Below are 23563 nucleotides of genomic sequence, written 5' to 3' on the forward strand. Positions count from 1 at the left end.
GCGATATATAAAGTTAAAACCTAGTAAAAGATATTTAAAATTTAAGGAATTTAAAGTAGAAGGGAGCCTAAGCTCCCTAAAATCATTGTGCGTAAAAGCCGCTAACCTTACCGGTTAGGTCAATCATGATGTTTTTCATTTGAGTGTAGTGCTCAAGTATGATCTTGTGTGTTTCGCGGCCGATACCTGAGTTTTTATATCCACCAAATGGGCTACCTGCTGGGATTTGGTTGTAGGTGTTGATCCATACCCTGCCAGTTTCCATAGACCTTGCAACGCGAAGTGCTTTTGTGATGTCTTGCGTGAAAATTCCGCCACCTAGGCCATATTCGCTGTCATTTACCATTTTGATAAGCTCGGCTTCATCTTTAAATTTGATGACAACGCCAACTGGTCCAAAAATTTCTTCTTGAGCCACTCTCATATCGTTTGTCACATCAACTAGCAGCGTTGGCTCGACAAATGCACCCTTGTCGCAACCATTTGCAGTGTAAGCTTTGCCTCCGACTGCTACTTTTGCACCTTCTTTTTTGCCGATCTCGACGTAGTTTAGAATTTGCTCAGCTTGTTTTTTATTGATTTGTGAGCCCATTTGAGTGCTAGGATCTAACGGATCGCCAACTTTTATGGTACTAAATTTCTTCACCGCAGCCTCTATAAATTTGTCGTAAAAGCTCTCTTCTACGAAAATTCTTGAACCTGCGCAGCAAACTTGACCTTGGTTAAACAAAATGCCAAGCTGAAGGCCATCAAGCGCTTTGTCTAAATTTGCGTCGCTAAAGAAGATATTTGCGCTCTTGCCGCCAAGCTCAAGTGTAGCTGGGATGATACGGCGAGCAGCAGCTATGGCGATATCGCGGCCGATCTCGGTTGAACCAGTAAATGCTAGCTTATCAAGGCCTGGATGATTTTTAATCCACTCGCCGCTTTTGCTACCTTTGCCAGTTATGATGTTTATAAGGCCTTTTGGCAAAATTTTATCTATCAGCCTAAATAGCTCAAGCACGCTTAGACTTGTCTCGCTTGAAGGCTTAAATACGCTCGCATCGCCTGCTGCAATCACTGGAGCTAGCTTCCAAGCTGCCATTAAAAATGGAAAATTCCAAGGTACGATCTGACCCACAACACCTATTGGCTCACGCAAAACGATAGAGAGCTGCTTCTCGTCAAGGACATTTGCGCTACCTTCTTCGCCCATGATAACGCCAGCAAAGTACCTAAAATGCTCTGCTGCAAAAGGAATATCGACATTTAGCGTCTCGCGGATCGGCTTGCCATTATCCATGCTCTCGACTTTTGCCAAGTGCTCTTTGTTTTCATCGATGATATCAGCGATCTTGTTTAGTAGCTTTGCACGCTCGCTAACTGTGGTATGTTTAAATTTCTTAAAAGCCTCACGTGCAGCACGAACTGCGTCATTTACATCTTCTTCGGTAGCATCAGCGATCTTTGCAAGGTGCTCGCCGTTTGCTGGATTTTTTGCATCAAGTGTAGCGCCGTCTTTTGCGTCGCGCCACTCACCATTTATGAAAAGCCCATATTTTTCTAGTAGTTTCATACTTTTCTCCTTGATTAAGATTTTGTAAAAGGATTATAATATTAATAAAATTTATCAAAAATAAATTTTGGACATAAATTATCTTTTTTAATAAATTTTATTATTTAGAGTAGGATTATTTTAAAATTTAACTCTGCCAAGAGAGCAAAAACGTAGTCTCGCCATCAAGTTTGCTTTGGCATTTTACGACGATATCATTTTTCTTGCAGCACTCTTTTACCAAATTTAGCCCTATGCCAAAGCCGCCTTGATCGTCGTTAAATCTCGTGTAGCGATCAAAAATTTTCATCTGATCCTCTTTGCTTATGCCTCGACCGGTGTTACTTATGCTAAAGAAATTTGGCTCTAAAACGATGCTAACCTTTGAATTTGGCGCTGCGTATTTGGAGGCGTTGCTAAGAAGGTTGTCTAAAATTTTGCTCACATCCCCAAGATCTGCATTTATAAGGCTTGGCTTTAGGCTAGTATCTATCTCAAGTCCGCGTTTGGCAAAAAATGGTGAGAAATAGTTCAGTCTTTGTGTGGTTAGTAAATTTAGATCTATGAGCTCTTTTTTGCTAGGCTTATCTAGGTTAAAGCTTAGATGAACGAGCGCGTCATAAATGTTATTTAGGCTCTTTGCGGCAAGGCTGATATTGTTAAAACGCTTTAAATTTCTCTCATTTAGGTTGTCAAGATCGGCTGTTTCTATGCTCATGGAGATGACGCTTAGAGGTGTGTTTATCTCGTGTGTTGAGTCTTTTATAAAGCGGTTTAGTGTATCTATCTTTTCATAAAGCGGTCTTAGGCTCAGTTTTGCGAGGTAAAAGGCGACAAAGAGCAGGGCAAAAAAGAAAAAGAGCGCCTTTAGCGTGGTTGAAATTTGTAAAGATAAAATTTCAGCCTTGATATCTTTGCCAACTAGAAAAATATCTGCGTACGAGAGTTCGTCTGTGGTGTTGTCCTCCATGTACTGGATCTTTTCAAATATCGCGACCTTGCCGCCGATCAAATTTACATTTTTGCTTTTGTCTATCTTTTGGCAGTCAAAGTCTTTGTAAATTTTCTCACCATTTTTTAGCACGATGCAAGCATGCACGCCTTTTTCTTTTGTTAGACTTGAAATTGAGTCAAGTCCATTCATTCTAGCTTTCATGTAAATGCCCATTTTTATCTCTTTTAAAGACTTCACCTCGTTTAAAATGAGCGCTTCTTTTTTGTTTTTATAGTCGTGTATGAAAAAATATCCTAAAAATATCACAGTGCTAACAAGATAAAGGGATAAAATTTTAAATAAAATTTGCGTCTTTTCAGACATAGACATAGCCGTCCCCACGCCTATTTAAAATGGCATCTTTGCCTAAAATTTGGCGTAAATTTTTGATATAGACACGAAGGCTAAGCTCGCTTGGCTCCTCGTCAAATTTCCAAATTTTATTAAAAATTTCATCTTTGGTTAAAATTTTGCCTTTATTTTGCAAAAATAGCGCGAGTAGGTCGCTCTCTTTACTTGAGATATTTACATTTTTGCCACCTTTGCTTAGCGTCTTGCTCTGCGGATGAAAGCTAAACTCGCTTGAAATTTTGATCGCATCGCCACTGTGATGAGAGAAATTTCTCTTTAGAAGCGCCTGTATACGGATAAGCAGCTCTTTTAGCTCAAATGGCTTTTTTAGATAGTCGTCGCAGCCACTTTTGTAGCCTTTTTCAAGATCGTCAATAGTATTTAGCGAGGTGGTAAAGATGCTAGGTGCGCTAACACCTAGCTCTCTTAAGGAAGAAAGAAGTGAAAAGCCATCTCCTTGCGGGAGTTTGACGTCAAGTATAAGCAGGTCGAAATTTTGCTCGTAGGCGAGATCAAGCGCTTCTTTGGCATTATTTGAAGTGGTTACCTCATAGCCATTTTCGACTAGATACTCACTGATGAGATCAAGTAAAATTTCATCATCTTCAACGAGCAAAATTCTAACCATCAAGCACCTTTACATACCTTTTTTCATTTCGTCTTTTTTCATGCCCATGTCGTCTTTCTTCATTTCATCTTTCATGCCCATGTCGTCTTTTTTCATTTCATCTTTCATGCCCATGTCGTCTTTTTTCATCTCATCTTTTTTTACCATGGGTTTTTTAGCCATGTCATCTTTCATCATCTGCTCTTTCTTCATCATCTCGTCTTTGCCCATGTCATCTTTTTTCATCATTTCAGTAGCATTTGCAAGACCACCAAACATAAACATAGCACCAAGTGCAACTAGTAGTAATTTCTTCATAACGTCTCCTTTAAATGAAATATGATGAAATACTATCTCTTTAGTGTTAAGTGAGTGTGAATTTACGCAAATACAAAATATATAACTGGAAGCGTGATAAATGAAAAAAGCACGCCTATGGCCACTGAGGATATGGCCAGAGAGCTATCAAGTCCAGCTTTTATGACCATCGCACTTGCAAGGGCTGATGTTGGCATCGCACATTGAAAGAGACCAACGACCCAAGTTTTGCTCATCTGGATACCTGAAATTTTTAAGACGATAAAAAATACGATCGCTGGCAAGATCATCTTACATAAAAGCACGACGCTAACGCCCTTATATGTGCTTGTGATGCTATTGAAATTTAATCCAACACCGATAGCAAAAAGTGCTACTGGAGTGACGCTGCCTTCAAACATCCTAAGTGGTGCAAAGATAAATTCTGGCAAAGGGACTTCTTTTAAGATAAGAGCCATAATAAGCGCGATAAATGGTGGAAATTTTAAAATTTTCATCGTATTTTGAAATAGAGAAACCTTCTCTGGTGCAGCAAAAGAGAGGATGAGTGGCCCAAGGATCGAAAGAGGGATACCAGTGGCTATTTGATCGTAAAAGATGACTTCATTTACCATCGCATCGCCAAAGAAGCCCTGAATGACAGGCATACCGACAAATAGGGTATTACCAAAAAGGCTTAGCATGACCATACTAACAGTTGTTACTTTGGTAAATTTAAAGATCTTGCCAAGTACCAATGCCATGACAGCACTGATAGCTGTTGAGCCAAAGCCAATTAAAATTGTATTTATAAGCGAAACATCGACGTTTACGTGATAAATTTTGTCAAAGATTAGCGCAGGCATTGCAAAACAAAGGACAAAATCCACAAATGGGATTGAGTGCTTTTGCTCAACAATGCCGACTTTTTTAGCAAAAAAACCAGTTGCGATTATGAAAAAAATTGCAAAAAGTGGAGTAAAGTTCATAGCATTCTCTTTATAAATCTAAATTTTTACGGAAAATTGATTATAGGACCCATAAGATTAAATTACAATAAACCTTTTTTAAAATTTGCTCTCAAAATTTATGCCTTAATATCAACTTTTTTATAAAATTTATCTCTCTCATCTATCTTTTCTTTACTCTTTAAATCATTCTCAAGATAGCTGATATTATAAATTTCTCTTGTAGATATGCTTTTGCCATTATTTAGACTGATTAAAAATTTACTCTCAAATTTATTAGATAGATTGGCAATAGCGATCGCTCCAGCATCTTTTAGGCTTACGATTTTATCACCTTGCATGAAGCCAATGTCTTTAAAATCCAAGCTATTTAGCTGTACATTATTCATATCTTTTGCCTCTAAATTTATGCTAGTTTTTAGCTCACTTGATGTATTTAGCTTGCCAGTATCGTTATAAAGCTCTTTTACGTCTATCTCTCTACCACTATCAAATTTTAGCCTTATGGTGCCATCTTTGTTTAGCTTCATAGCTATGACGCTATCGCTATCTTGCAAAGATGCGGCAGCTGTGGCTTCATTTGTTATAAAAGCCTTTTTTACCTTTTTTAAATTTGAGATACTAAACTCAAGTCCAGTTGCTTGTTTAAATTCATTTTCCATCGCGATCATTTTGGCTGATTTTGTCTTTTCAAGCTTTGATATATAAGAGTCTGCACTTTCATCAAATTTCTTTAAATTATTGCCAAGATTTTCTATCATCTTGTTGTATGCATCAAACTCAGTGTTATAATCTTTATAAAATTTCATAAAACTATCTTTTTGAAATTTTGTATATGAGAAATTTTCATCTTTTTTGTGCTCTTTGCTTGGCTCAATGATCGGATTAAACTCGCTTAGCCTTGCAGTATCATCAAAACCCACTTTAAGATAGGCAAAATTTTTAAAAGAGCTATCTTTGCCAAAGATATTATTGTGTCTTAGATCGACCCAGCCATCATTTTGGGCATATTTTTTAAAGAAATTATTTATATCATTTTTCTCTATCTTTTCATATCTGTTTTCTGCAGCGAACAAAGTATTTGGATCTGAGGCGTAGTAAGAGTGTCTATAATCAATATCTTTTGTATCCACGTAAAGATCGGGATTGTTTGTGATCGTTGCTTTACGATTTAGCTCTTCTCTTTCTATTTGGTTGTGATTTATGACATTTGTGCTGATAAACTGCCTAAGATCAACCCTTGGCATCACATCGCTTAAATTTGCTATTTTTTCATTTCCGTCTTTGTAATAGCCCCTTACTTTTAGCTTATCAAAGAGTATATCTTTTTGATCTAGCACGCCGTCATTGTTGCTATCAAAGCTAAAAAGATAGCTATTATTTTCTAATTTTGTAGTGCCAAGTTTATCGTTATCGCCGTAAATATCTAAAAATACTTCTACTTCGCCATATTTTGTTTTTAGAGTGTTTGAATAAGCGTAATCGTTTAAATTTTTAAATTTTGTATTTTCTAAGTATCTACTTTTTAGTGTAGATAGCATGCTGCTGCTATCTGAAGCTTTTATATTTTTAAAGTAGGAATTTTCACTAAAATTATAACCTCTAGAAAGCTCGTCGGAGTAAATTTTATTGTTACTGTAGATGAGATTTTTTGAGTAGTTATTTAAAATTTCTTCTACTTTTTGTAGGATTTTGTGTCTGTTTTGCTCTTTGATCTCGGCATCAGTGATATTTATAACTTTGCTTGCTTTGATACTTTCTTTTAAATTTGAAATTTGTTCGTTATTTATCTCTAAACCTTGTTTGTCTTTAAAGGCATGGAGCATATCTGTAGGGTTTTCTAAATCTTTTAAATTTGTAAAGTTATATTTTAAAGGTGCAATATTCATCTAAAATCCTTTTTAAAGATGTTGCAGATAATATCGGATAAATTTAGAAAGTATTTAGGAGTATAATGGTGCCCGAGGTCAAATTAATTTTTGCCTTGACTAATTGCCGATACATGCATAGTTTCGTCAAATTCTTAAAAACGCATTCTATACTAATTTGCTTTAAAAGTCAAATTTAAACTCATGCAAAAAATTATTTTTATTTATTTTTTAAATGCATACCTCGGTCAAGCGTAGCCGCATTTTTGAGATAGGCGAGAAAATCGGCGAAGCGTAAAAAAAATACAAATTTGTTTTTCTCTTTCCACTTTTAGGCGTCGCCCTCTCTTTGGGGAGAGGTCGCCGAATAACACATCTATGGGGGACTTGTCCCCCATACCCCCGGCGTCTTTTTCCAAGGATAAAAAGGGGATATAAAGAGATGGACTTTTTATGCTTTCTTGGTTTTGCATATATATCTATATATATTATTAAGAAAACGGCAAAAACTCGCGCAAACGCCGTATTCCCAGACGCGCGCGAGGGGTCAGAGGCTAAAGGCTTAACCCGTTTTCAGGCTGACTTATTCGCGGAACATAGCTAAGAAGGCCGCTTTTTATTCCCTCGAAGTTGGCAGGAGGATACTCTCCTGAAATAATACTATCAAGCCCAAGTAAGAGAGAGTGACCCTTTGGCTCAATGCAGAGCTTTTTGCTATTAATCAATTCAGACAATAGCGTAGCTTGACCGAGGTAAAAGTGATCGTTAGCGGTAACACCAAAACCCTCTTGATTCTTTTGCAGTTCGGCAATCTGAGCGTCCTTTTGTTTGACAAGCCCCACAGTATCCTTTAAAGTCTTTTGCAGTAGCTCGTTTTGTTTTTGGAGGCTATCAAGAGTTTTCAGCAACCCCTCATTTTCTTTCTTGATAGCGTCGACATCTACATCAGGCTTTGAAACAATGCCACCAAAAAACGCCTTAGCAATCTTGTTGTCTTTAAGATTCGTAGCTTGCGCAGCTTCCGCCTTATAACGTTCAACGTCATTTAAGACGGGCATATAGCTTCGTATCTGCTCATGCGCGGCATAACCCAAAGCGACGGCTTCTGATACAAATGCATATACCTTATCCCGATCCAAGATACCAAAGCTGTTTTTTAAATTAGCAAATTCAGTCTCGGCCTCAGTAACAACCCGCTTCGAGTTTTTGATTTTTTGAATTCTTTCTACAATCTTAGCCATCTCGTCATCGACATTCACATCGGCAGGCATTTTTTTAAGCTCAGCTAGCTCATTTTTAAGCAATCGGTTTTCTTGCTCCAAAGCCGCATAATCCTCGCGCTTGCCCCCTTGTTGCTGTAGCTCGGCGCGGGCTTGTTTATTCGCTTCTTTGAGTTGCCTCTCTAGCTCTTTTATTTGTTTTTTTGCCTCAGCCAAATCTTTTTTGGCTTCTCCAAGCTTGACTTGCAGAGGCTCCTGCAGGCTCATAGCTTGACGATATTGACGAGGGCTGAGATGCGTTCGCTTCGTGATTTTTTTACTGATGCCGCGCTCCATGCCGAGGGCTTGCGCGATTTCCGTCTGAATTTGACTGATAAGGTTAGGCTTTCCAAAATTTCGACGATGTAGAGAGTTCCCGCCTTCATCCAGAGAAAACATAGCGATATGAACGTGATCGTTTAGGATAAAAGGCCTTTGATCGCCAGATGAGAGCCCTAACTCATCCATCTCATCGTCGGTGGCTAGATGACCCTCATCGCGATGCCGAGTCCAAAAAACGGTTCGATAGCCGAGCCTTTTTTCTAAAATTTTAACTACCTTTTCGACATCCTCGCGAGTGTGAAAATCACGCAAATTCACCGTAGCTTCCCAATAGATAGATTCGGCATTGTAGCTAGGCGCTCTCCCCGTTCGCGCTCGATAGGCAGCGTCAGCTTCGTCTTTCATTTGCTTAGCCCTAGCCCGAGCTTCCGCAAAGGTGCAAGAATATTCATTATCCTTTGTCCTTTCGCCTTGAACGTTTGAGGCTTGAAAACCTTGCCGAAAATCGTGCCAATATGCGAACTCCGATTTCATCGGATCAATGCGAAAGCAAGATTTAGCATTATTGTCCATTTTTTAAACTTCCTTTGGGTATACTTGTATTATTTTTTTAAAGGGGTCTTGCACCCCTTTAAAAAACGAACGTCGCTTTATGCGATTAGTGAGCTCACTAATCGCTATACCGCGAGGGTATAGCTAAACGTTCGCCCGCAAGGGGGTTTAAACAGAAGCAGAGTTCGCGAGCTCGAACTTTTTCGCAAGCGCCTCAACTTCAGCACGCTCTTCCTCGATTTTCGTCAAAGCGCTTTTCGCAGCTTCCAAAGCGTTTTTCGCTTTGGCTTCGCGTTTGTCAATGCCTTTTATTTTCAGAACAAGAGCATTTAGTTCTTTAACGAGCTTCCCTCGAGGACTTAGCTCTTTTTTCTCTTTTTGTTCCGCAGGTTTTTGCTCTTGCGGTTGAGCGGTTTTTTGGCTCTGCGTTTGAGCAACATTTGCAATAAAATCGTTTGCCATTTAAGGCCTCCTTTTGTTTAGTTTAATTAAAAACATGATAGATCAGAAGTGATTAAAAATTGCTACTAACGGTCGGGATCAATTCAGCAGGCGCAAAGAGGCAAGGCTCGGGCTTTTTTTGCGGCTCGCTTTCATTTATTTTTAACGGCGATTTTTCTAAAATTGCCGTGCGTTCTCGCTTCGGAAATAGCTCGGCCATTTTTGCCTTTTTTTCATCTAGGCTTAGATCAAAATATTCCTCGGTATCGAGCAGCTCTTCAATTAGAGAATCACGAGTTTTGCTAGAAATATCAGACATAAGCCCCCGCGACCAAAGTTCCGTATGCCAAGTCTCGTGGACTTCGACTTTTATTTCGCCGAAAATATCGCGGTGCAAGTGATAGTTATAAAGCCAATCTATGCTTTCCGCGCCATACTCACGCGCGAGCTTGCGGTTTGCGCGAGCCTCTTTTTCTTGTGCCCGTTGCCGTTCAAGGACAAAGTTTAAATACGAAGCCGCACGCGACGGCGACAATGCAGGCATTAAGCCGTTTTGATAGTTCGAAAAAAGCAAGCGGATTAAGTGAATTAACCCCGCTTTGTTCTTTTGTTGCCGTGCTGCAATTTTTAGGGCTTTTAGTTGCCGTTCAGAGAGAAAAACCCGGCAGTTGCAGGCATGATATCGATCGCCATTTTTTGCCCGCAAATCTAGATCAAGAGGTTTTGCGTTTTCTTTTTTACTCGTCTTTTTGGGCTTGCGATTTCTTTTAATGCTCGACGGGAATATGACGACCTTCTCCAAAATATATGGCGCTCTGTTTTCAGGCGACATTTCAGAGGACATCTTTGCGCGATTTTTCTTAGTTCCAAAGGTGCTATTCCAAGCTTCTAAAAGCTGATTCATAAATATATCGAGCTCAATATATGCATTCGGGTACTTCTTTGCTAGCTGAAAATTTTGCATGCTGTGTAAAATTTTGCAATCCTGTAAGCCCTTAATTTTATCGCATCTATAGGTTTTCTTTTTGTCCCCCTCGTACTCACTCACAGTTTTGCGGAGTAGCTTCGAAACATCATAACCGAGGATTTGCGCTGTTTTCGCCTGCAAATTCCACTCGCCCGTGCCCTCTTTGAATAGATACTCGGGGCTTAAAACATCGACGGTTACGGCTTTGCGCGACAAATACCGCTCTAAAATAGCCGCAATTTTTTGACAATGTAGCGGCAAGCAAAAAACCATGGCGTGAATGTGCGGCATACCGCCCCGATGGGCTTCGAATACGTAACTGACAAAGATCGGATATTGCTTTAGCGTTTTCTCGATAAATGTCTTTAGATATTTTTCGAGAGCTCGAGCAGCTTCGACGGCACTCATGCGGCCGCAAGCGCCACGGCGGTGAATGCCAGAATTATGCAGGGTTACGGCGATACCAAGAGCCGTAAAGCCGATTTTTTCGAGAGTTTTCGAGATATCCACGGTTCGCAGTCGGACTTCTCGACCAATGCTAGAGCGAGCAAGAAGCTCATCACCGATCACTTCGCCGTTATCTATGCTTAAAAATTTTCTATCGATAGTCGCCATACAAAGCCCCGATTTTATTAGGATTTAAGCGACTTTTGGATATTATTACATTGTATTTTTTATGTGAGGGGCAAGGCTCCAAAATCTGCCCCCCAAAACAATCAGTCATCATTACATTCAACCCCTAGCAAGACTTCTTTAAAATTAAACAACGAGAGTAGATAACGATCCCACCACTCCGCGAGCTCTCGCAGCATATCTTGAATCTCGATATCGTCATATCGCAAATCGGTATATGCAGCCTCTACGTCGTTCATGCTAGGAATATGGCTCATATACATTTCGATAATATAGTTTGGGATTCCATGATTTACCATCTGCTTCATAGCAAAGGTTTTAAAACTTCCTCGCAAGCCATGCTTTGTGATATTTGCCATCTTTTTTAATAAATAATTGATGACTTGGTCGGCAACGCCGTCAAAAACTAGCCCCTTACCGTTTGATTTTTCAAGCTTTTTCAAATATGTCAAAAGTTCAATCATAGTACCGCTCAGCGGAAGTATAAAATCTTGACGGCTTTTTTCGGTTTTTAACTCGCCCTTCATTCTTGACTTATCAAACTTTACGAGCTTTTTATCCCAATCGATATCATCCCACCGTAACCCAAAAATATTCATACTACGCAAAGCAGTCTCAAGGCCAAAAAGAACTAAAATTCTTTTCTTTAGGGCTATTTTAGGCGTTAAGCAAATATTTTCGAGAAATTTTTTCAAATCTTGCGGATTAACTATTTTTGGGTGATGTTCGGTATTTTTCTTGTTCGGTACCTCGTAATCGTTATTGAATTTGTAGGTTTCAAGGACGTTTTCGGCGATCCAATTATTTTTTTTCGCAAATTTAAGGACGTTGTCGATGACATAAAAGAGCTTCACATTAGTTGCAGGAATATGCTCGCAGACGTTAAAAATTTGAAGTTTAAGATCGCTTACGGAAATATCGGAGATATCCATATCCGCAAGACTCGTGTTTAGGATATGTTTATTTGTTCGAACTTTATAACTATGGATAGTTTTGTTTTTAAACCTAAGCGGGTTTTTCTTTATAAACTCCGTCCAAACCTCTCTAAAGGTTCGAGCGTTTCGCGGCTCTTCCTCTTGATTGACATAGCTAGCGCCTTTTTTAAACGCAGCTTCAAAGGTTATATACGGTATTTCCCCGATTTTCACGAACACGGCTTTTCCGTTTTGCGGAGAGTAAAAGCGAATAACTTTCTTGCCTTTTGGGGAGACTTCCAATTTAAATTTTGGATAGCCGGGGATTGAATAACGGACGGTGTAGTTTTTACCGCCCGTATCTTGCCTTAAAATCCACTCATCGACTTGTTTAAAAGTCATAATAGAGTTTTTTGTTTTTGCCATAGCAAACATCCTTAAAAAAAGATATAGGTTTTCGCCTATTCAGATTAATTATAAGATGTTGACTAGCTATACAAATCTATACAAAAATAACCGTAAAAAGAGGTATTTTCACCTAATGCGATAATTATCGGATTAGATGTATTGACATTACCTTTTTTATTTGTTATATGCGTCTATTAGGGAATTTCGTCAGGCTTTTTAAACTTGAGATTTCGGGATAAATGGTGCCCGAGGTCGGACTCGAACCGACACAAGGTTGCCCTTACCAGATTTTGAGTCTGGCGCGTCTACCAGTTTCACCACTCGGGCTAAAGTTAAGATTGAAAATTAATTTTTGTATGAGAGGAAAAAAGGGGAGAGTTGCTCCCCGAAAAAGAAAATTATTTCTTTTTACCTTTTTTAGCAGCACCAGCAGCAACTGCTTCTTTAAGTTTTTTGCCAACTTTGAATTTAACTGCTTTGCTAGCAGGAACGTCGATAACTTTTTTAGTTCCTGGAACTCTAGCTTTTCTTGCAGCTCTGTCAGCAGTACCGAAAGTACCAAAGCCTATAAAGCTAATTGTATCGCCTTTTTCAAGAACTGCTTGGATTGTCTCCAAAGTAGCATCAACAACTTTTAGAGTATCTTTTTTTGAAAGACCAGCCTTATCGGCAACAGCTTGAATAAATTCAGCTTTTTTCATGAACCATCCTTTTAAGAAGTTATGTGGCTATATTACACTCTTTTAAAAAAAAATACAATACTTTTTCCCCAAATTTAGCTCTTTTTTACGTTTTTTTAACAAAAAATGCAATTTTTTTAAAAATTTACTCGCAAATTTCAAACATAAGCTCGGTCTTTAGACCAATCTTTTTCATATCAATAAGCTTTAAATTTTTAAAATTTAAGCTCATTAGTTCATCTTTATTTTTTATAAGCTTATTTGCTATCTGACGCAAGACTTCGCCTCTATATGCTTTTGTGTGATGACTCACTATTTTTTTATTTTTTACAAAACAAAAAGTTATGTATTCCTTTTTTATAGTGTAAAATTTTTCATAAAACTTAGCTCTAAGGTCTAAAATTTCATCATTTTGTAAAAATTCATCAACCGCTTTACTAAATTTTTTTTCATAAAATTTTGAAATTTCAAAGCCACCTAGCTTTTCACCTTGCTTTAGTTTGTATTCTGGTATCTCATCTTTTGCTAAGATAGGCCCAAATAAATTTGAAAATATTAAAACATTATTATCTATATATTTTTGTGCCTCATTGTCTAAACCACGATAGTTTAGACGCTTATAAGCTACGCCATCATACCTTAAAATAGCTTTTATGCTGCCTTTTTGAGATAGGCTTTCTCGCAGCTGCTTGCTCTCTTCAAGCTCTTTTAGCCCAAAAAGCTTTTTTATCTCGTCTAAATTTGCGTTTTTTAAAAACTCATCATATCTGTTTAAATTTTCAACTCTTTTGTCAAAAAGTTCTGGAAATATCAAATCCTTGCCATTAAATTTATTATTCGTATTTAGAGAAATTTTGCTTTCGCTTGGAGAAAAGAGAATTTTTAATGCCATTTTTCTTACCTAATTTTATATATAAATTTTTGTTGGATTATACAATAAACTTTTTATGCTAAAAAAAATCAAATTTTTACCGATATAAAAACAAGCGGAATCATTTTTGCTTAGAGTGAATAAAAAATTTAGGAAAAATTATGAGAATAACAAACCAACTACGTTTTAGTCAGACTTTGCATGACTACCAAAAAAATATGACTGGTGTAAATAAAAGCTACAAGCAGCTCTCAAATGGTTTGAAAATTCAAGATCCATACGATGGTGCTGCGACTTATAATGATGCGATGAGGCTTGATTATGAAGCGACTACTCTCACTCAAGTAGTTGATGCCACTGGTAAATCTGTAAATTTCTCAAAAAATACAGATAATGCATTGCAAGAGTTTGAAAAACAGCTTGAAAATTTTAAGACAAAAGTAGTCCAGGCAGCTAGCAGCGTGCATAGTAAGACATCGCTAGAGGCTTTAGCAAATGATCTTCAAGGTATAAAAAATCACCTTGTGAATATTGCAAATACTTCGGTTAATGGGCAGTTTTTGTTTTCTGGAAGCGCTGTTGATACAAAGCCAATAGATGGTGCAGGAAAATATCAAGGCAACCGTGATTATATGAAGACATCAGCTGGCGCTCAGGTTGAGCTTCCTTATAATATCCCAGGATATGATCTATTTTTAGGAAAAGACGGTGATTACAGTAAAATTTTGACCACAAATGTTCGTTTAGCTGATCAAACTAGAACCGACATCTCTTATGCGCCAAAATTTCTAAACGATAACAGCAAGATAAAAAATATGATTGGGCTAAATTACGCTAGTGATTCAGTGGTTAGAAATGATGGCTCTTACAATGGAACAATAAATCCAGATTATGATTTTTTAGATAATTCAAATGTAAATTTTCCAGATACGTATTTTTTCATGCAAGGCAAAAAGCCAGATGGCACGACATTTACTAGCAAATTTAAGATGAGTGCAAATACAACAATGGCTGGACTTATGGAAAAAATCGGCATGGAATTTGGCAATACAAAAACAACAAAAGTTGTTGATGTAAGTATAAATAACGATGGACAATTTAATATAAAAGATCTTACTAAAGGTAATCAAACTATTGACTTTCATATGGTTGCAGCCACATCAGTAGCACCAAATCGCGGTGCAATCGCTCAAAACAACGCACTTGATGCAGTAAATTCTCTTGAAGATCTTGAAACAATGGCAAATAACGTTCCAAAAACGGTTCATATCACTGAATTTGTAAAGAGCAAATATACTGATAAAGATGGAAATGCGACAAATGCATTTGACTATGATAAGGTTAGATTTGAGAGAAAGGATAACGAGCTAATAGCAAATTTACCGCAAGTAGCTAGAAGAACGGGCGAATATGCAACAGATCAGACAAAGCTAAGCGAAGTTTCTGGTACAAAAGAGAGCTACGATAGAAATTTATATCCAAAAGATGTCGATGCTAGAAAGAGAGAGCTTTTTAATATCGACAACCAAGAGATAAATTTACAAGTAAAGTCAATCACTGGTACAAAATATGACATAAAAGTAAAAATGGGTACAGCAGGGGGTACAAATACTCCAGTGCAATTTGAAATAACATCTACACCACCAGGTGGTACGCCTTCTCCAACTAGAAATTTAACAGTCTATAACTCAGATGAGTTTGGAAGTTACAGAACTTACGCTAGTGATTTTACTTATAGGCAGCTCATGGATATAGTTGCTATGGCAGCAAGTGATAATATCCCAAATCCTCCACATGCAGAAAATGCAAATTTTGATACAGATATAGAAAAAGTAAAAAGAGATCAAAACTATAATGCATATAAAGAAGCTCTATCAAAAACTAAAGGTGCAGTAGAGACAACTTTAGATGATAAGGGCAGAATGGTTTTAACTGATAAGACAAAATCAGTAACAAACATAGAAGTAACTATGCATGATGCAAAAAATAGTGATAAATTTGATGGAGATAGCACTGGTAGAGATACGGCTGGTAATGCTGGCCACCCTCAAGGAAAAGGCTCTGTCTTTAGCTTTAATGAAAATAATGCCTTAACTATTGATGAGCCAAGTACGAGCGTTTTTCAAGACCTTGATAATATGATCGAAGCTGTTAGAAAGGGATATTATAGAGCTGATGCAAATAGCAATGACCCACGAAATACCGGCATGCAAGGCGCATTACAAAGGCTTGATCATTTAATAGATCATGCAAATAAAGAGCTTACAAAGATCGGCTCTCAATCAAAACTTTTAACAGCTACAAAAGAGCGAGCCGAAGTAATGAAAGTGAATGTGCAAACTGTTAAAAATGATGTAATTGACGCAGACTATGCGGAGTCATATCTAAAATTTACGCAGCTTTCACTATCTTATCAAGCAACCCTACAAGCAAGCGCAAAGATAAATCAACTAAGCTTGCTAAATTATTTAAATTAAAATTTAAATCAGCAGGTCACCTAGCTTGCTGATTTTTTAAAATTAAACTCAAGCGTGCTATAATAAGCCTTTTTTATAAAGGATCTAAAATTTTACGACATATCTTATTTACAATTTTTGTTTGCATTTTTATATACTTTGGTATCGCTACAGCTGCTCCAACTGCTGATTTTGTTGGCTCGCTTGGACAAAGCCTTGGTTTTTTAAATATCAAGTATTTTGGACTTATAGCGTATGTTTATCCATTTTTATTGATCATTTTGGGCTATTTTGTCTATAAAAATTTTAAGAAATTTGATTTTGATTTTGCACAGTTTTTAGTAGGGATTTTCCTCTTTTTTGTAGCTTTTTTGATGTTTCAAGCCTTGAGTGCTTCGAGCATAAATGGCGGTATAATTGGAAATTTTATAGTTAGTGCCTTAAAAGAGGTGATCGGCTCTATCGGCACTGCGGTTGCTATACTTATGATGTTTATTATCTCACTTGGGCTTGCTTTTAGGGAAAATTTTATCATTGTTTTAAGAAAGGCTTTTGTAGATAAAGAGATAAAAGTCCATGAAGAGAGAAATTTAAAAGAGATAAAACAAAAACAACTTCCAAAAATCGAACGCAAAAAACAAAAGAATAATGATATAAAAGAAGAAGAACTTATAGAAGCTCAGGTACTAAATGATGATGAGCAGAATTTAGATGAAGAGCTAGAGCCTGAGTCAGAAAAAGAGAGCAGAGCCTCAACTATAAACGGAGTTGAAATTTTAAACGAAGTGGCTGAAAACAAGAAGTTGCTTGATCAAATAGAGCGAGGAAATGTGGAAAAGCCAAAGAATTTTGTCTTGCCACCGCTTAAATTTTTAAACGATCCGCCAAAACGCTCGCACAGTGTCAATGAAACTGAAATCGATCAGCAAATTTCTAATTTGCTTGATAAACTCCGTAAGTTTAAAATAGACGGTGATGTGGTTAGAACTTATACTGGGCCTATCGTCACGACATTTGAGTTTCGCCCAGCTCCGCATATCAAGGTAAGTAAAATTTTAACACTTCAAGATGATCTAGCGATGGCACTAAAAGCTCAAACTATCCGTATTCAAGCGCCGATCCCTGGCAAAGATGTCGTAGGCATCGAGGTGCCAAATCAAAATTTAGAAACAATCTATCTAAAAGAAATTTTAGAGAGCGAAGTCTTTAAAAATGCAAGTAGCCCGCTAACTATGGCACTTGGCAAAGATATCGTCGGTGCCCCTTTTGTGACTGACCTTAAAAAACTACCTCATTTGCTAATCGCAGGCACAACGGGATCAGGTAAGAGTGTGGGTATAAACGCGATGCTTTTAAGCTTACTTTATAGAAATAGCCCGCAAACTTTGCGTCTAATGATGATCGATCCAAAAATGCTTGAATTTAGCATATATAACGACATCCCACACCTTTTGACGCCGGTTATTACAGAGGCTAAAAAGGCGATCACTGCACTTGCCAATATGGTCGCTGAGATGGAGCGAAGATATAAGATAATGAGCCAAACTCGTACGAAAAATATAGAGAGCTACAATGAAAAGATGAAAGAGGAGGGCGGAGAGCAGTTCCCGTACATCGTTGTGATCATTGACGAGCTTGCTGATCTCATGATGACTAGTGGCAAGGATGTGGAGCTTTATATCGGCCGTCTAGCACAGATGGCAAGAGCTAGTGGTATACACTTGATAGTGGCAACCCAGCGCCCAAGCGTTGATGTCGTGACTGGCCTTATAAAGGCAAATTTGCCAAGTAGGATAAGCTATAGAGTAGGGCAGAGAATCGATAGTAAGGTCATCTTGGATCAAATGGGAGCTGAAAGCTTGCTTGGACGAGGAGATATGTTATTTACACCTCCAGGAAGCCCTGGTGTGATAAGGTTACATGCACCATTTGCTAGCGAAAAAGAGATAGAAACGGTTGTAAATTTCTTAAAAGAGCAACAAGATGTAGTTTATGACGAGAAATTTTTAGTAGAAGAAGGTACAAGCGGAAGCGTGGCTGCTGGTCCTCTAGGAGAAGATGAACTTGATGAACTTTACGAAGAGGCCAAAGAGATCATTTTAAGTGAGCAAAAAACGTCGATCAGTTATCTGCAAAGGCGTTTAAAAATAGGGTACAACAAAGCTGCAAACATAATAGAGCAAATGGAGAAAATGGGTGTTTTAAGTCCAGTGAATGCAAAAGGACAAAGAGAAATTTTATAGCTAAAGTCATAAATTATTTTAATTTTAGAATTTTAATTTTTATTAAAATTCTAAAAAGTCTTGACAAAGCACATTAAAATCTATATAATTACAACTCTTAAAAACATTGGGGTATCGCCAAGCGGTAAGGCAACTGGTTTTGGTCCAGTCATTCAGAGGTTCGAATCCTCTTACCCCATCCACTTTTTAAATCCAAAATAATACTTATCGCGGAGTAGAGCAGTGGTAGCTCGTCGGGCTCATAACCCGAAGGTCGGCGGTTCAAATCCGTCCTCCGCAACCAAATACCTCGTATCTTTATCATTTAAAAACTAAACGCCAACCCCCGTGCCATCACGTATATCATCAACATTGAGATGAACGTAGTGTAAGCTACTTTTGATATCTGTATGACCCATAAAAGCCATCAGTTTATGAGCATTAAATCCCTTCAAGCTCACTAACCTAGAAGCCACTGTATGGCGTAATACGTATAATCCGTGAGTGTTGTTTTCTCCCTTATATCATAGATGGTTTCTTACAGCCCACCACATACGATTTGCTATATCGTGGTTTAGATGAGTTATGGGGCACTTGTTTAAGGGTAGGTCTTTGCAGTTATCATAAGCCCCTTGAGATACCCAGTAGTATGTCATACGAAGCACTTGGTCGTCTTTTGTTTCAGTAAAGAGTTTACGAGCCTCTATTTTACTTACGCTCTTAGCTATCTCTAAGCGTTGTTTTATGGCTTTGAAGACTAGAATAGTTTTGTTTTAATATGTAAAAAGAAAGATTAGTAAAAAAAGGTTTCATAACTTTTAAATATAAAAAGAGAAATTCCTATCTACTATATGTTTTATGGATTATTAGTATAAATTTAAAAATGCAGGAGGGGCGAATGCCCCTAATTATTATTTTAAAGTTTGGATGTATTCAGCTACTGCTTTTGCATCTTCGTCGCTCATTGGAGTAGCGATTGGTTTCATCATAGCGCCAAGACCAAATTTATTTGCTCCTGTTTTATAACCCTTTAGTGCCTCTTCGATAGCTGCTGCATCAAGAGATGTTAAAGCTGGAACTTTATTATTGAACATTTTTTCAGCTTTTGCACCATGACAGGCGATGCATTTTTTGTAGATAGCAGCACCATCTGCAGCAAAGGCAGCAGTTGAAAGTAGAGCCGCAACGCTAGAAACAATTAGTAATTTTTTCATTTTTCATCCTTTGTAAAAAAAGTTTATGCATTATAGTACAAAAAGGTAAATTCGCAAGAAGCTAGTTAAAATATTTTGGCTATAATCACCAAATGAATAAAAATGAGCCTATTAAAGCACTTTTTCTAGATCGAGACGGCGTAATAAACGAAGATGCTGGATATGTTTACGAGATAAAAGATTTTAAATTTATCAATGGCATTTTTGACGCATTGAGAGAATTTAGCGATGCTGGCTATAAACTCTTTGTTGTGACAAATCAATCAGGCATCGGCAGAGGCTACTACACGCAGGAGCAGTTTGACGCTCTAAACAAATTTATGCTTGAAAGCTTTAAAAAAGAGCAAATTTTCATCACCAAAGTCTATTTTTGCCCACACGCTCCAGAGCAAAAATGTACCTGCAGAAAGCCAAATCCAAAGATGATACTTGATGCTTGCAAAGAGTTTAATTTAAACCTTGAAAACTCGCTCATGATAGGCGATAAACCAAGCGACGTCGAGGCTGGTAAAAGAGCGGGTGTGGGTAGAAATTTCTTACTTGATGGGATAAATTTTAAAGATGTAAGAGATGTTTTAAATAAGCTAAAAAAGGAAAAATCACTATGAATTTAAACGGAAAAAAGATAGTTATAACTGGCGGCGCTGGCTTTATCGGCTCGGCGCTGGCACATTATTTTGACGAAAATTTTAAAGATGCTCACGTGCTTGTCGTGGATAAATTTAGAAACGACGAGATATTTAGCAACGGCAACCTAAAAAGCTTTGGCCATTTTAAAAATTTACTTGGATTTAAGGGTGAAATTTACGCTGGCGACATCAACGATCATAGCACGCTTGAAAAGATAAAAGGCTTTGCTCCAGACGTCATCTACCACGAGGCAGCGATCTCAGATACGACCGTAAAAGAGCAAGATGAGCTAATAAAAACCAATGTAAATGCCTTTGTAAATTTGCTTGATATCTGCGAGAGTTTGGGCGCAAAGATGATCTATGCAAGCTCAGGGGCGACTTATGGCAACGCAAAGAGCCCACAAACCGTTGGCGAGTGCGAAGCGCCAAATAACGTCTATGGCTTTAGCAAACTAAGCATGGATAATATCAATAAAATTTACGCAAAGTGTGGCGTGAGCGTGGTTGGACTAAGATATTTTAACGTTTTTGGCAAGGGCGAGTTTTTCAAAAACAAAACCGCCTCGATGGTGCTTCAGTTTGGTCTGCAAATTTTAGCTGGCAAGACCCCAAGACTCTTTGAGGGCAGCGACCAGATCAAAAGAGACTTTGTTTACATAAAAGATATCATTGACGCAAACATAAAAGCACTTGACGCGCCAAGTGGCGTCTACAACGCAGCTACTGGTAAGGCTAGAAGCTTTCAAGATATAGCTGACATCTTACAGCGTGAGATCGGTGTAAATTTAGGCAACGAATACATAAAAAACCCATTTATCGGCTCATATCAGTTTCACACCGAGGCTGACGTGGCCCCAGCTAGAGAGGCATTTGGCTTTAGTGCTATGTGGAGCTTAGAAGAGGCAATCAAAGACTACTTGCCAGAGATAAAGAGAATTTATAAGGAAGAGATAAATGGCTAAGAGAGTTAAAATTTTAGTCGTCGGCGATCTCATGTTAGATCACTACATATGGGGCAGCTGCGAGCGCATCTCGCCTGAAGCACCAGTGCAGGTTGTAAAGATAAATAACGAAAACTACACGCTTGGTGGCGCTGGCAATGTGGTGAGAAATCTCCTTTCTCTTGGTGCGAACGTGAGCGTGGCTAGCGTCTTAGGAGATGACGATGCTGGCAAGAAGATAAAAGAGAAGCTTGCTGAGCTAAATGTAAAAGATGAGCTGATCCTTACTGAAAAAGGGCGTGAAAGCTCGATAAAAAGCCGTATCATGGCATCGCACCAGCAAGTTGTCAGGATAGATAAAGAGAGCGTTGTCAAGATAAATTTAGAAGATGAGCTCATCTTAAAAGTAAAAGAAAACCTTGCAAATTTCAAGGCTGTCTTGTTAAGCGACTACGGCAAAGGTGTGCTTAGCAAAAAGGTTTGTCAAGAGATCATAAACGAGTGCGTGAGGCTAAATATCCCAGTGCTCATAGACCCAAAAGGCAGCGACTACTCAAAATACAAAAATGCGACCCTTCTAACGCCAAATAAAAAAGAGGCGAGCGAGGCTACAAATTTAAAGATAAAAGACAAAGCCGAGCTTGAAAAGGCGATAAAGCAGCTAAAAGACGAGCTAAATTTGACCTATTCGATCATCACGATATCAGAAGAGGGTATCGCGCTTTATGACGACAAGCTACACATCTTTGCTGCTAAGGCAAAAGAGGTCTTTGACGTCACTGGCGCTGGAGATACGGTGCTTGCTACACTTGGCTACATGCTAGCAAATGGGGCTGATATAAAAGAGGCGATAAAGATAGCAAATCTCGCAGCAGCCGTTGTAGTGGCTAAGATCGGCAGCGCAACGGCTAGCTTTAGCGAGATCGAACAGCTGTTAAATAGCTCATTTGGAGCAAATTTCGAACACAAGCTTAAAAGTGTTGAGGAGTTAGAAGAAATTTTGAGCCAAAAAGATAAAAAAAAGGTCGTTTTCACAAATGGCTGCTTTGATATCTTACACGCTGGGCACGTAAAATACCTAGCGCGAGCAAGAGAGCTTGGCGATCTTTTGGTCGTTGGGCTAAACTCGGACGCTTCAGTTAAGAGGCTAAAAGGGGAGGCGAGGCCTATAAATTCGCAAGATGATAGAGCCTGCGTGCTAAGCGGGCTAGGATTTGTCGATTACGTCGTGATATTTGATGAGGATACGCCATTAAATTTGATAACAAAGATAAAGCCCGACGTGCTTGTAAAAGGGGCTGATTACAAGGACAAAGAGGTCGTTGGCAGCGATATCGTAAAAGAGGTCAGGCTGATTGATTTTGTCGAGGGCAAAAGCACGACAGGAATAATAAAAAGGATAAAAGATGCTAAAAACAATGATAAAAAATGAGCTCGAGGCTCACCAAAAGATCTTTAGCGAGCATGTAAATTTGCTGGATAGCTTAGAGCGTGCTTGCCAGATGGTAGCTGATACGCTAAAAAATGGCAAAAAGGTGCTGATATGTGGCAACGGCGGCTCTGCGGCGGACGCGCAGCACTTTGCGGCCGAGCTAACTGGCAGATATAAAAGTGAGCGCCAGCCACTACCCGGTATCGCGCTAACTACCGACACTTCGGCACTTACGGCCATTGGCAACGACTACGGCTTTGACTATGTCTTTTCACGTCAGTTTGAGGCTTTAGCGCAGTCTGGCGACTTACTCGTGGCGATCTCAACGAGTGGCAACAGCAAAAACGTCCTTGAAGCTATAAAAAGTGCTAAGAAAATGGGCGTATCGGTACTTGGGCTTAGCGGCAAAGGAGGTGGCGCTATGAATGAGGATTGTGATCTAAATTTAGTCGTTAGCTCAAGCGATACAGCAAGAATTCAAGAGTCGCATATCTTTTTCATACACACGATCTGCCAGGCAGTAGATGAGGCTTTTAGGAGCTAAAATGCAAGAAGCGATGGATAAATTTTTAAGTGATCCTTGCCAGCAAAATGAGGTAAATTTGATAGCGGCTTTAAAAAAGGCTAGCTTTTTCGCTCCGGTGCTTTTAAACCAAGCGCTCGCAAAGCCTGATGGTGGTGTGGCTTATGAAGAAGAGGGCTCAAATATCAAATTTATCCTGCTTGAAGATGAAGGCGAGAAGCTTAGCTATTTTCCAGCATTTACAAGCAAAGAAGCGATGAAGCTTTGGCGAAACGATAGCGAGCAAGAGAGCATTGAGATAGGGCTAAAAGAGTATCTTGCGATGCTAAAAGAGAGTAGTTACGCTGGAATCGTGGTTGATGCTTTTAGCTATGATTTTATTCTTAAAAAAGAGCAGATAGTAAAAATTTTAGACTAAAATTTTTATCGCACTATTGCCAAAGTCGCTGATTTGCTATTTAGCAAGTTTTTATCAATTTTTAGCTAAAATCCCACAAGCTAAATTTAAGGATAA

General features: G+C 38.5%; 21 protein-coding genes and 3 tRNA genes. 9 read left to right on the top strand and 15 right to left on the bottom strand.

Annotated features, from left to right (window positions below; all coding sequences use genetic code 11):
- Positions 1-82: 82 nt before the first annotated feature.
- The 13 genes from CYP28_RS04270 to CYP28_RS04330 all read right to left on the bottom strand — a co-directional run bounded on the left by CYP28_RS04270 (position 83) and on the right by CYP28_RS04330 (position 13650).
- A complete protein-coding gene (locus tag CYP28_RS04270; RefSeq protein WP_084108132.1) occupies positions 83-1558 on the bottom strand; it encodes an aldehyde dehydrogenase family protein in 1476 nt (491 codons plus the stop codon).
- A 127-nt stretch (positions 1559-1685) separates the two neighbouring features.
- Positions 1686-2855: a sensor histidine kinase gene (locus CYP28_RS04275; protein WP_103593206.1), complete on the bottom strand. Its 1170-nt coding sequence runs from the start codon at positions 2853-2855 to the stop codon at positions 1686-1688.
- Positions 2848-3510: a response regulator transcription factor gene (locus CYP28_RS04280; RefSeq protein WP_103593207.1), complete on the bottom strand. Its 663-nt coding sequence runs from the start codon at positions 3508-3510 to the stop codon at positions 2848-2850. Before CYP28_RS04280 ends, CYP28_RS04275 begins: the two co-directional genes overlap by 8 nt.
- A gap of 9 nt (positions 3511-3519) precedes the next feature.
- On the bottom strand, positions 3520-3807 hold the full coding sequence (locus tag CYP28_RS04285) for a pyruvate kinase (RefSeq protein WP_084041438.1): 288 nt from the start codon (positions 3805-3807) through the stop codon (positions 3520-3522).
- 62 nt (positions 3808-3869) lie between these two features.
- The gene (locus CYP28_RS04290; RefSeq protein ID WP_084041437.1) at positions 3870-4775 is read right to left on the bottom strand and encodes an AEC family transporter; all 906 of its coding nucleotides are present in this window, start codon (positions 4773-4775) and stop codon (positions 3870-3872) included.
- 98 nt (positions 4776-4873) lie between these two features.
- Positions 4874-6643 carry a response regulator gene (locus CYP28_RS04295; RefSeq protein ID WP_103593208.1) on the bottom strand — a complete coding sequence of 590 codons (1770 nt, stop codon included), beginning with the start codon at positions 6641-6643 and terminating at the stop codon, positions 4874-4876.
- Positions 6644-7176: 533 nt separating this feature from the next.
- A complete protein-coding gene (locus CYP28_RS04300; RefSeq protein ID WP_103593209.1) occupies positions 7177-8736 on the bottom strand; it encodes a mobilization protein in 1560 nt (519 codons plus the stop codon).
- Positions 8737-8883: 147 nt separating this feature from the next.
- Positions 8884-9177, bottom strand: a complete 294-nt coding sequence (locus tag CYP28_RS04305; protein ID WP_103593210.1) for a hypothetical protein — start codon at positions 9175-9177, stop codon at positions 8884-8886.
- A 52-nt stretch (positions 9178-9229) separates the two neighbouring features.
- Positions 9230-10738, bottom strand: a complete 1509-nt coding sequence (locus CYP28_RS04310) for a hypothetical protein (RefSeq protein WP_103593211.1) — start codon at positions 10736-10738, stop codon at positions 9230-9232.
- A gap of 101 nt (positions 10739-10839) precedes the next feature.
- The gene (locus tag CYP28_RS04315) at positions 10840-12096 is read right to left on the bottom strand and encodes a tyrosine-type recombinase/integrase (RefSeq protein WP_180997960.1); all 1257 of its coding nucleotides are present in this window, start codon (positions 12094-12096) and stop codon (positions 10840-10842) included.
- Between the two features lie 222 nt (positions 12097-12318).
- Positions 12319-12405, bottom strand: a tRNA-Leu gene (locus CYP28_RS04320).
- 71 nt (positions 12406-12476) lie between these two features.
- A complete protein-coding gene (locus CYP28_RS04325) occupies positions 12477-12779 on the bottom strand; it encodes an HU family DNA-binding protein (RefSeq protein WP_012001719.1) in 303 nt (100 codons plus the stop codon).
- Positions 12780-12903: 124 nt separating this feature from the next.
- Positions 12904-13650: a YaaA family protein gene (locus CYP28_RS04330; RefSeq protein WP_084041434.1), complete on the bottom strand. Its 747-nt coding sequence runs from the start codon at positions 13648-13650 to the stop codon at positions 12904-12906.
- A 140-nt stretch (positions 13651-13790) separates the two neighbouring features.
- On the opposite strand from CYP28_RS04330, the gene CYP28_RS04335 reads away from it, so the two are divergent.
- From CYP28_RS04335 to CYP28_RS04350, 4 genes are all read left to right on the top strand, one after another.
- Positions 13791-16106: a flagellin gene (locus tag CYP28_RS04335; protein WP_103593213.1), complete on the top strand. Its 2316-nt coding sequence runs from the start codon at positions 13791-13793 to the stop codon at positions 16104-16106.
- Positions 16107-16249: 143 nt separating this feature from the next.
- Complete coding sequence (locus CYP28_RS04340; RefSeq protein WP_430516120.1) at positions 16250-18328, top strand: DNA translocase FtsK 4TM domain-containing protein; 2079 nt, start codon at positions 16250-16252, stop codon at positions 18326-18328.
- A 107-nt stretch (positions 18329-18435) separates the two neighbouring features.
- Positions 18436-18510, top strand: a tRNA-Gln gene (locus tag CYP28_RS04345).
- A 26-nt stretch (positions 18511-18536) separates the two neighbouring features.
- A tRNA-Met gene (locus tag CYP28_RS04350) sits at positions 18537-18611 on the top strand.
- A 28-nt stretch (positions 18612-18639) separates the two neighbouring features.
- On the opposite strand, the gene CYP28_RS10600 is transcribed toward CYP28_RS04350, so the two are convergent.
- Both CYP28_RS10600 and CYP28_RS04355 read right to left on the bottom strand, forming a co-directional pair.
- Entirely contained in the window at positions 18640-18762 is a 123-nt protein-coding gene (locus CYP28_RS10600) for a hypothetical protein (protein ID WP_258032509.1), read from the bottom strand.
- A gap of 456 nt (positions 18763-19218) precedes the next feature.
- On the bottom strand, positions 19219-19521 hold the full coding sequence (locus CYP28_RS04355) for a c-type cytochrome (protein WP_072594134.1): 303 nt from the start codon (positions 19519-19521) through the stop codon (positions 19219-19221).
- A gap of 92 nt (positions 19522-19613) precedes the next feature.
- Between CYP28_RS04355 and gmhB the strand changes: the two genes are divergently transcribed.
- The 5 genes from gmhB to CYP28_RS04380 are packed head-to-tail and all read left to right on the top strand — an operon-like array spanning position 19614 to position 23467.
- Complete coding sequence (gmhB, locus tag CYP28_RS04360; RefSeq protein WP_103593215.1) at positions 19614-20129, top strand: D-glycero-beta-D-manno-heptose 1,7-bisphosphate 7-phosphatase; 516 nt, start codon at positions 19614-19616, stop codon at positions 20127-20129.
- A complete protein-coding gene (gene rfaD, locus CYP28_RS04365) occupies positions 20126-21115 on the top strand; it encodes an ADP-glyceromanno-heptose 6-epimerase (RefSeq protein WP_103593216.1) in 990 nt (329 codons plus the stop codon). The genes gmhB and rfaD overlap by 4 nt, the downstream gene beginning before the upstream one ends.
- On the top strand, positions 21108-22526 hold the full coding sequence (gene rfaE1 / locus CYP28_RS04370) for a D-glycero-beta-D-manno-heptose-7-phosphate kinase (RefSeq protein WP_103593217.1): 1419 nt from the start codon (positions 21108-21110) through the stop codon (positions 22524-22526). Before rfaD ends, rfaE1 begins: the two co-directional genes overlap by 8 nt.
- The gene (gmhA, locus tag CYP28_RS04375; protein ID WP_103593218.1) at positions 22501-23070 is read left to right on the top strand and encodes a D-sedoheptulose 7-phosphate isomerase; all 570 of its coding nucleotides are present in this window, start codon (positions 22501-22503) and stop codon (positions 23068-23070) included. The genes rfaE1 and gmhA overlap by 26 nt, the downstream gene beginning before the upstream one ends.
- A 1-nt stretch (position 23071) precedes the next feature.
- On the top strand, positions 23072-23467 hold the full coding sequence (locus CYP28_RS04380; RefSeq protein WP_103593219.1) for an SseB family protein: 396 nt from the start codon (positions 23072-23074) through the stop codon (positions 23465-23467).
- The last annotated feature ends 96 nt before the right edge of the window (positions 23468-23563 follow it).

The organism is Campylobacter concisus (genome assembly GCF_002914195.1).
GTDB lineage: Bacteria > Campylobacterota > Campylobacteria > Campylobacterales > Campylobacteraceae > Campylobacter_A > Campylobacter_A concisus_M.

What these genes read in the sequence shown, in the direction of transcription:
- CYP28_RS04270 (WP_084108132.1), bottom strand. Translation starts at nt 1,558, where the DNA reads ATGAAACTACTAGAAAAATATGGGCTTTTCATAAATGGTGAGTGGCGC.
- CYP28_RS04275 (WP_103593206.1), bottom strand. Translation starts at nt 2,855, where the DNA reads ATGTCTGAAAAGACGCAAATTTTATTTAAAATTTTATCCCTTTATCTT.
- CYP28_RS04280 (WP_103593207.1), bottom strand. Translation starts at nt 3,510, where the DNA reads ATGGTTAGAATTTTGCTCGTTGAAGATGATGAAATTTTACTTGATCTC.
- CYP28_RS04285 (WP_084041438.1), bottom strand. Translation starts at nt 3,807, where the DNA reads ATGAAGAAATTACTACTAGTTGCACTTGGTGCTATGTTTATGTTTGGT.
- CYP28_RS04290 (WP_084041437.1), bottom strand. Translation starts at nt 4,775, where the DNA reads ATGAACTTTACTCCACTTTTTGCAATTTTTTTCATAATCGCAACTGGT.
- CYP28_RS04295 (WP_103593208.1), bottom strand. Translation starts at nt 6,643, where the DNA reads ATGAATATTGCACCTTTAAAATATAACTTTACAAATTTAAAAGATTTA.
- CYP28_RS04300 (WP_103593209.1), bottom strand. Translation starts at nt 8,736, where the DNA reads ATGGACAATAATGCTAAATCTTGCTTTCGCATTGATCCGATGAAATCG.
- CYP28_RS04305 (WP_103593210.1), bottom strand. Translation starts at nt 9,177, where the DNA reads ATGGCAAACGATTTTATTGCAAATGTTGCTCAAACGCAGAGCCAAAAA.
- CYP28_RS04310 (WP_103593211.1), bottom strand. Translation starts at nt 10,738, where the DNA reads ATGGCGACTATCGATAGAAAATTTTTAAGCATAGATAACGGCGAAGTG.
- CYP28_RS04315 (WP_180997960.1), bottom strand. Translation starts at nt 12,096, where the DNA reads ATGGCAAAAACAAAAAACTCTATTATGACTTTTAAACAAGTCGATGAG.
- CYP28_RS04325 (WP_012001719.1), bottom strand. Translation starts at nt 12,779, where the DNA reads ATGAAAAAAGCTGAATTTATTCAAGCTGTTGCCGATAAGGCTGGTCTT.
- CYP28_RS04330 (WP_084041434.1), bottom strand. Translation starts at nt 13,650, where the DNA reads ATGGCATTAAAAATTCTCTTTTCTCCAAGCGAAAGCAAAATTTCTCTA.
- CYP28_RS04335 (WP_103593213.1), top strand. Translation starts at nt 13,791, where the DNA reads ATGAGAATAACAAACCAACTACGTTTTAGTCAGACTTTGCATGACTAC.
- CYP28_RS04355 (WP_072594134.1), bottom strand. Translation starts at nt 19,521, where the DNA reads ATGAAAAAATTACTAATTGTTTCTAGCGTTGCGGCTCTACTTTCAACT.
- gmhB (WP_103593215.1), top strand. Translation starts at nt 19,614, where the DNA reads ATGAATAAAAATGAGCCTATTAAAGCACTTTTTCTAGATCGAGACGGC.
- rfaD (WP_103593216.1), top strand. Translation starts at nt 20,126, where the DNA reads ATGAATTTAAACGGAAAAAAGATAGTTATAACTGGCGGCGCTGGCTTT.
- rfaE1 (WP_103593217.1), top strand. Translation starts at nt 21,108, where the DNA reads ATGGCTAAGAGAGTTAAAATTTTAGTCGTCGGCGATCTCATGTTAGAT.
- gmhA (WP_103593218.1), top strand. Translation starts at nt 22,501, where the DNA reads ATGCTAAAAACAATGATAAAAAATGAGCTCGAGGCTCACCAAAAGATC.
- CYP28_RS04380 (WP_103593219.1), top strand. Translation starts at nt 23,072, where the DNA reads ATGCAAGAAGCGATGGATAAATTTTTAAGTGATCCTTGCCAGCAAAAT.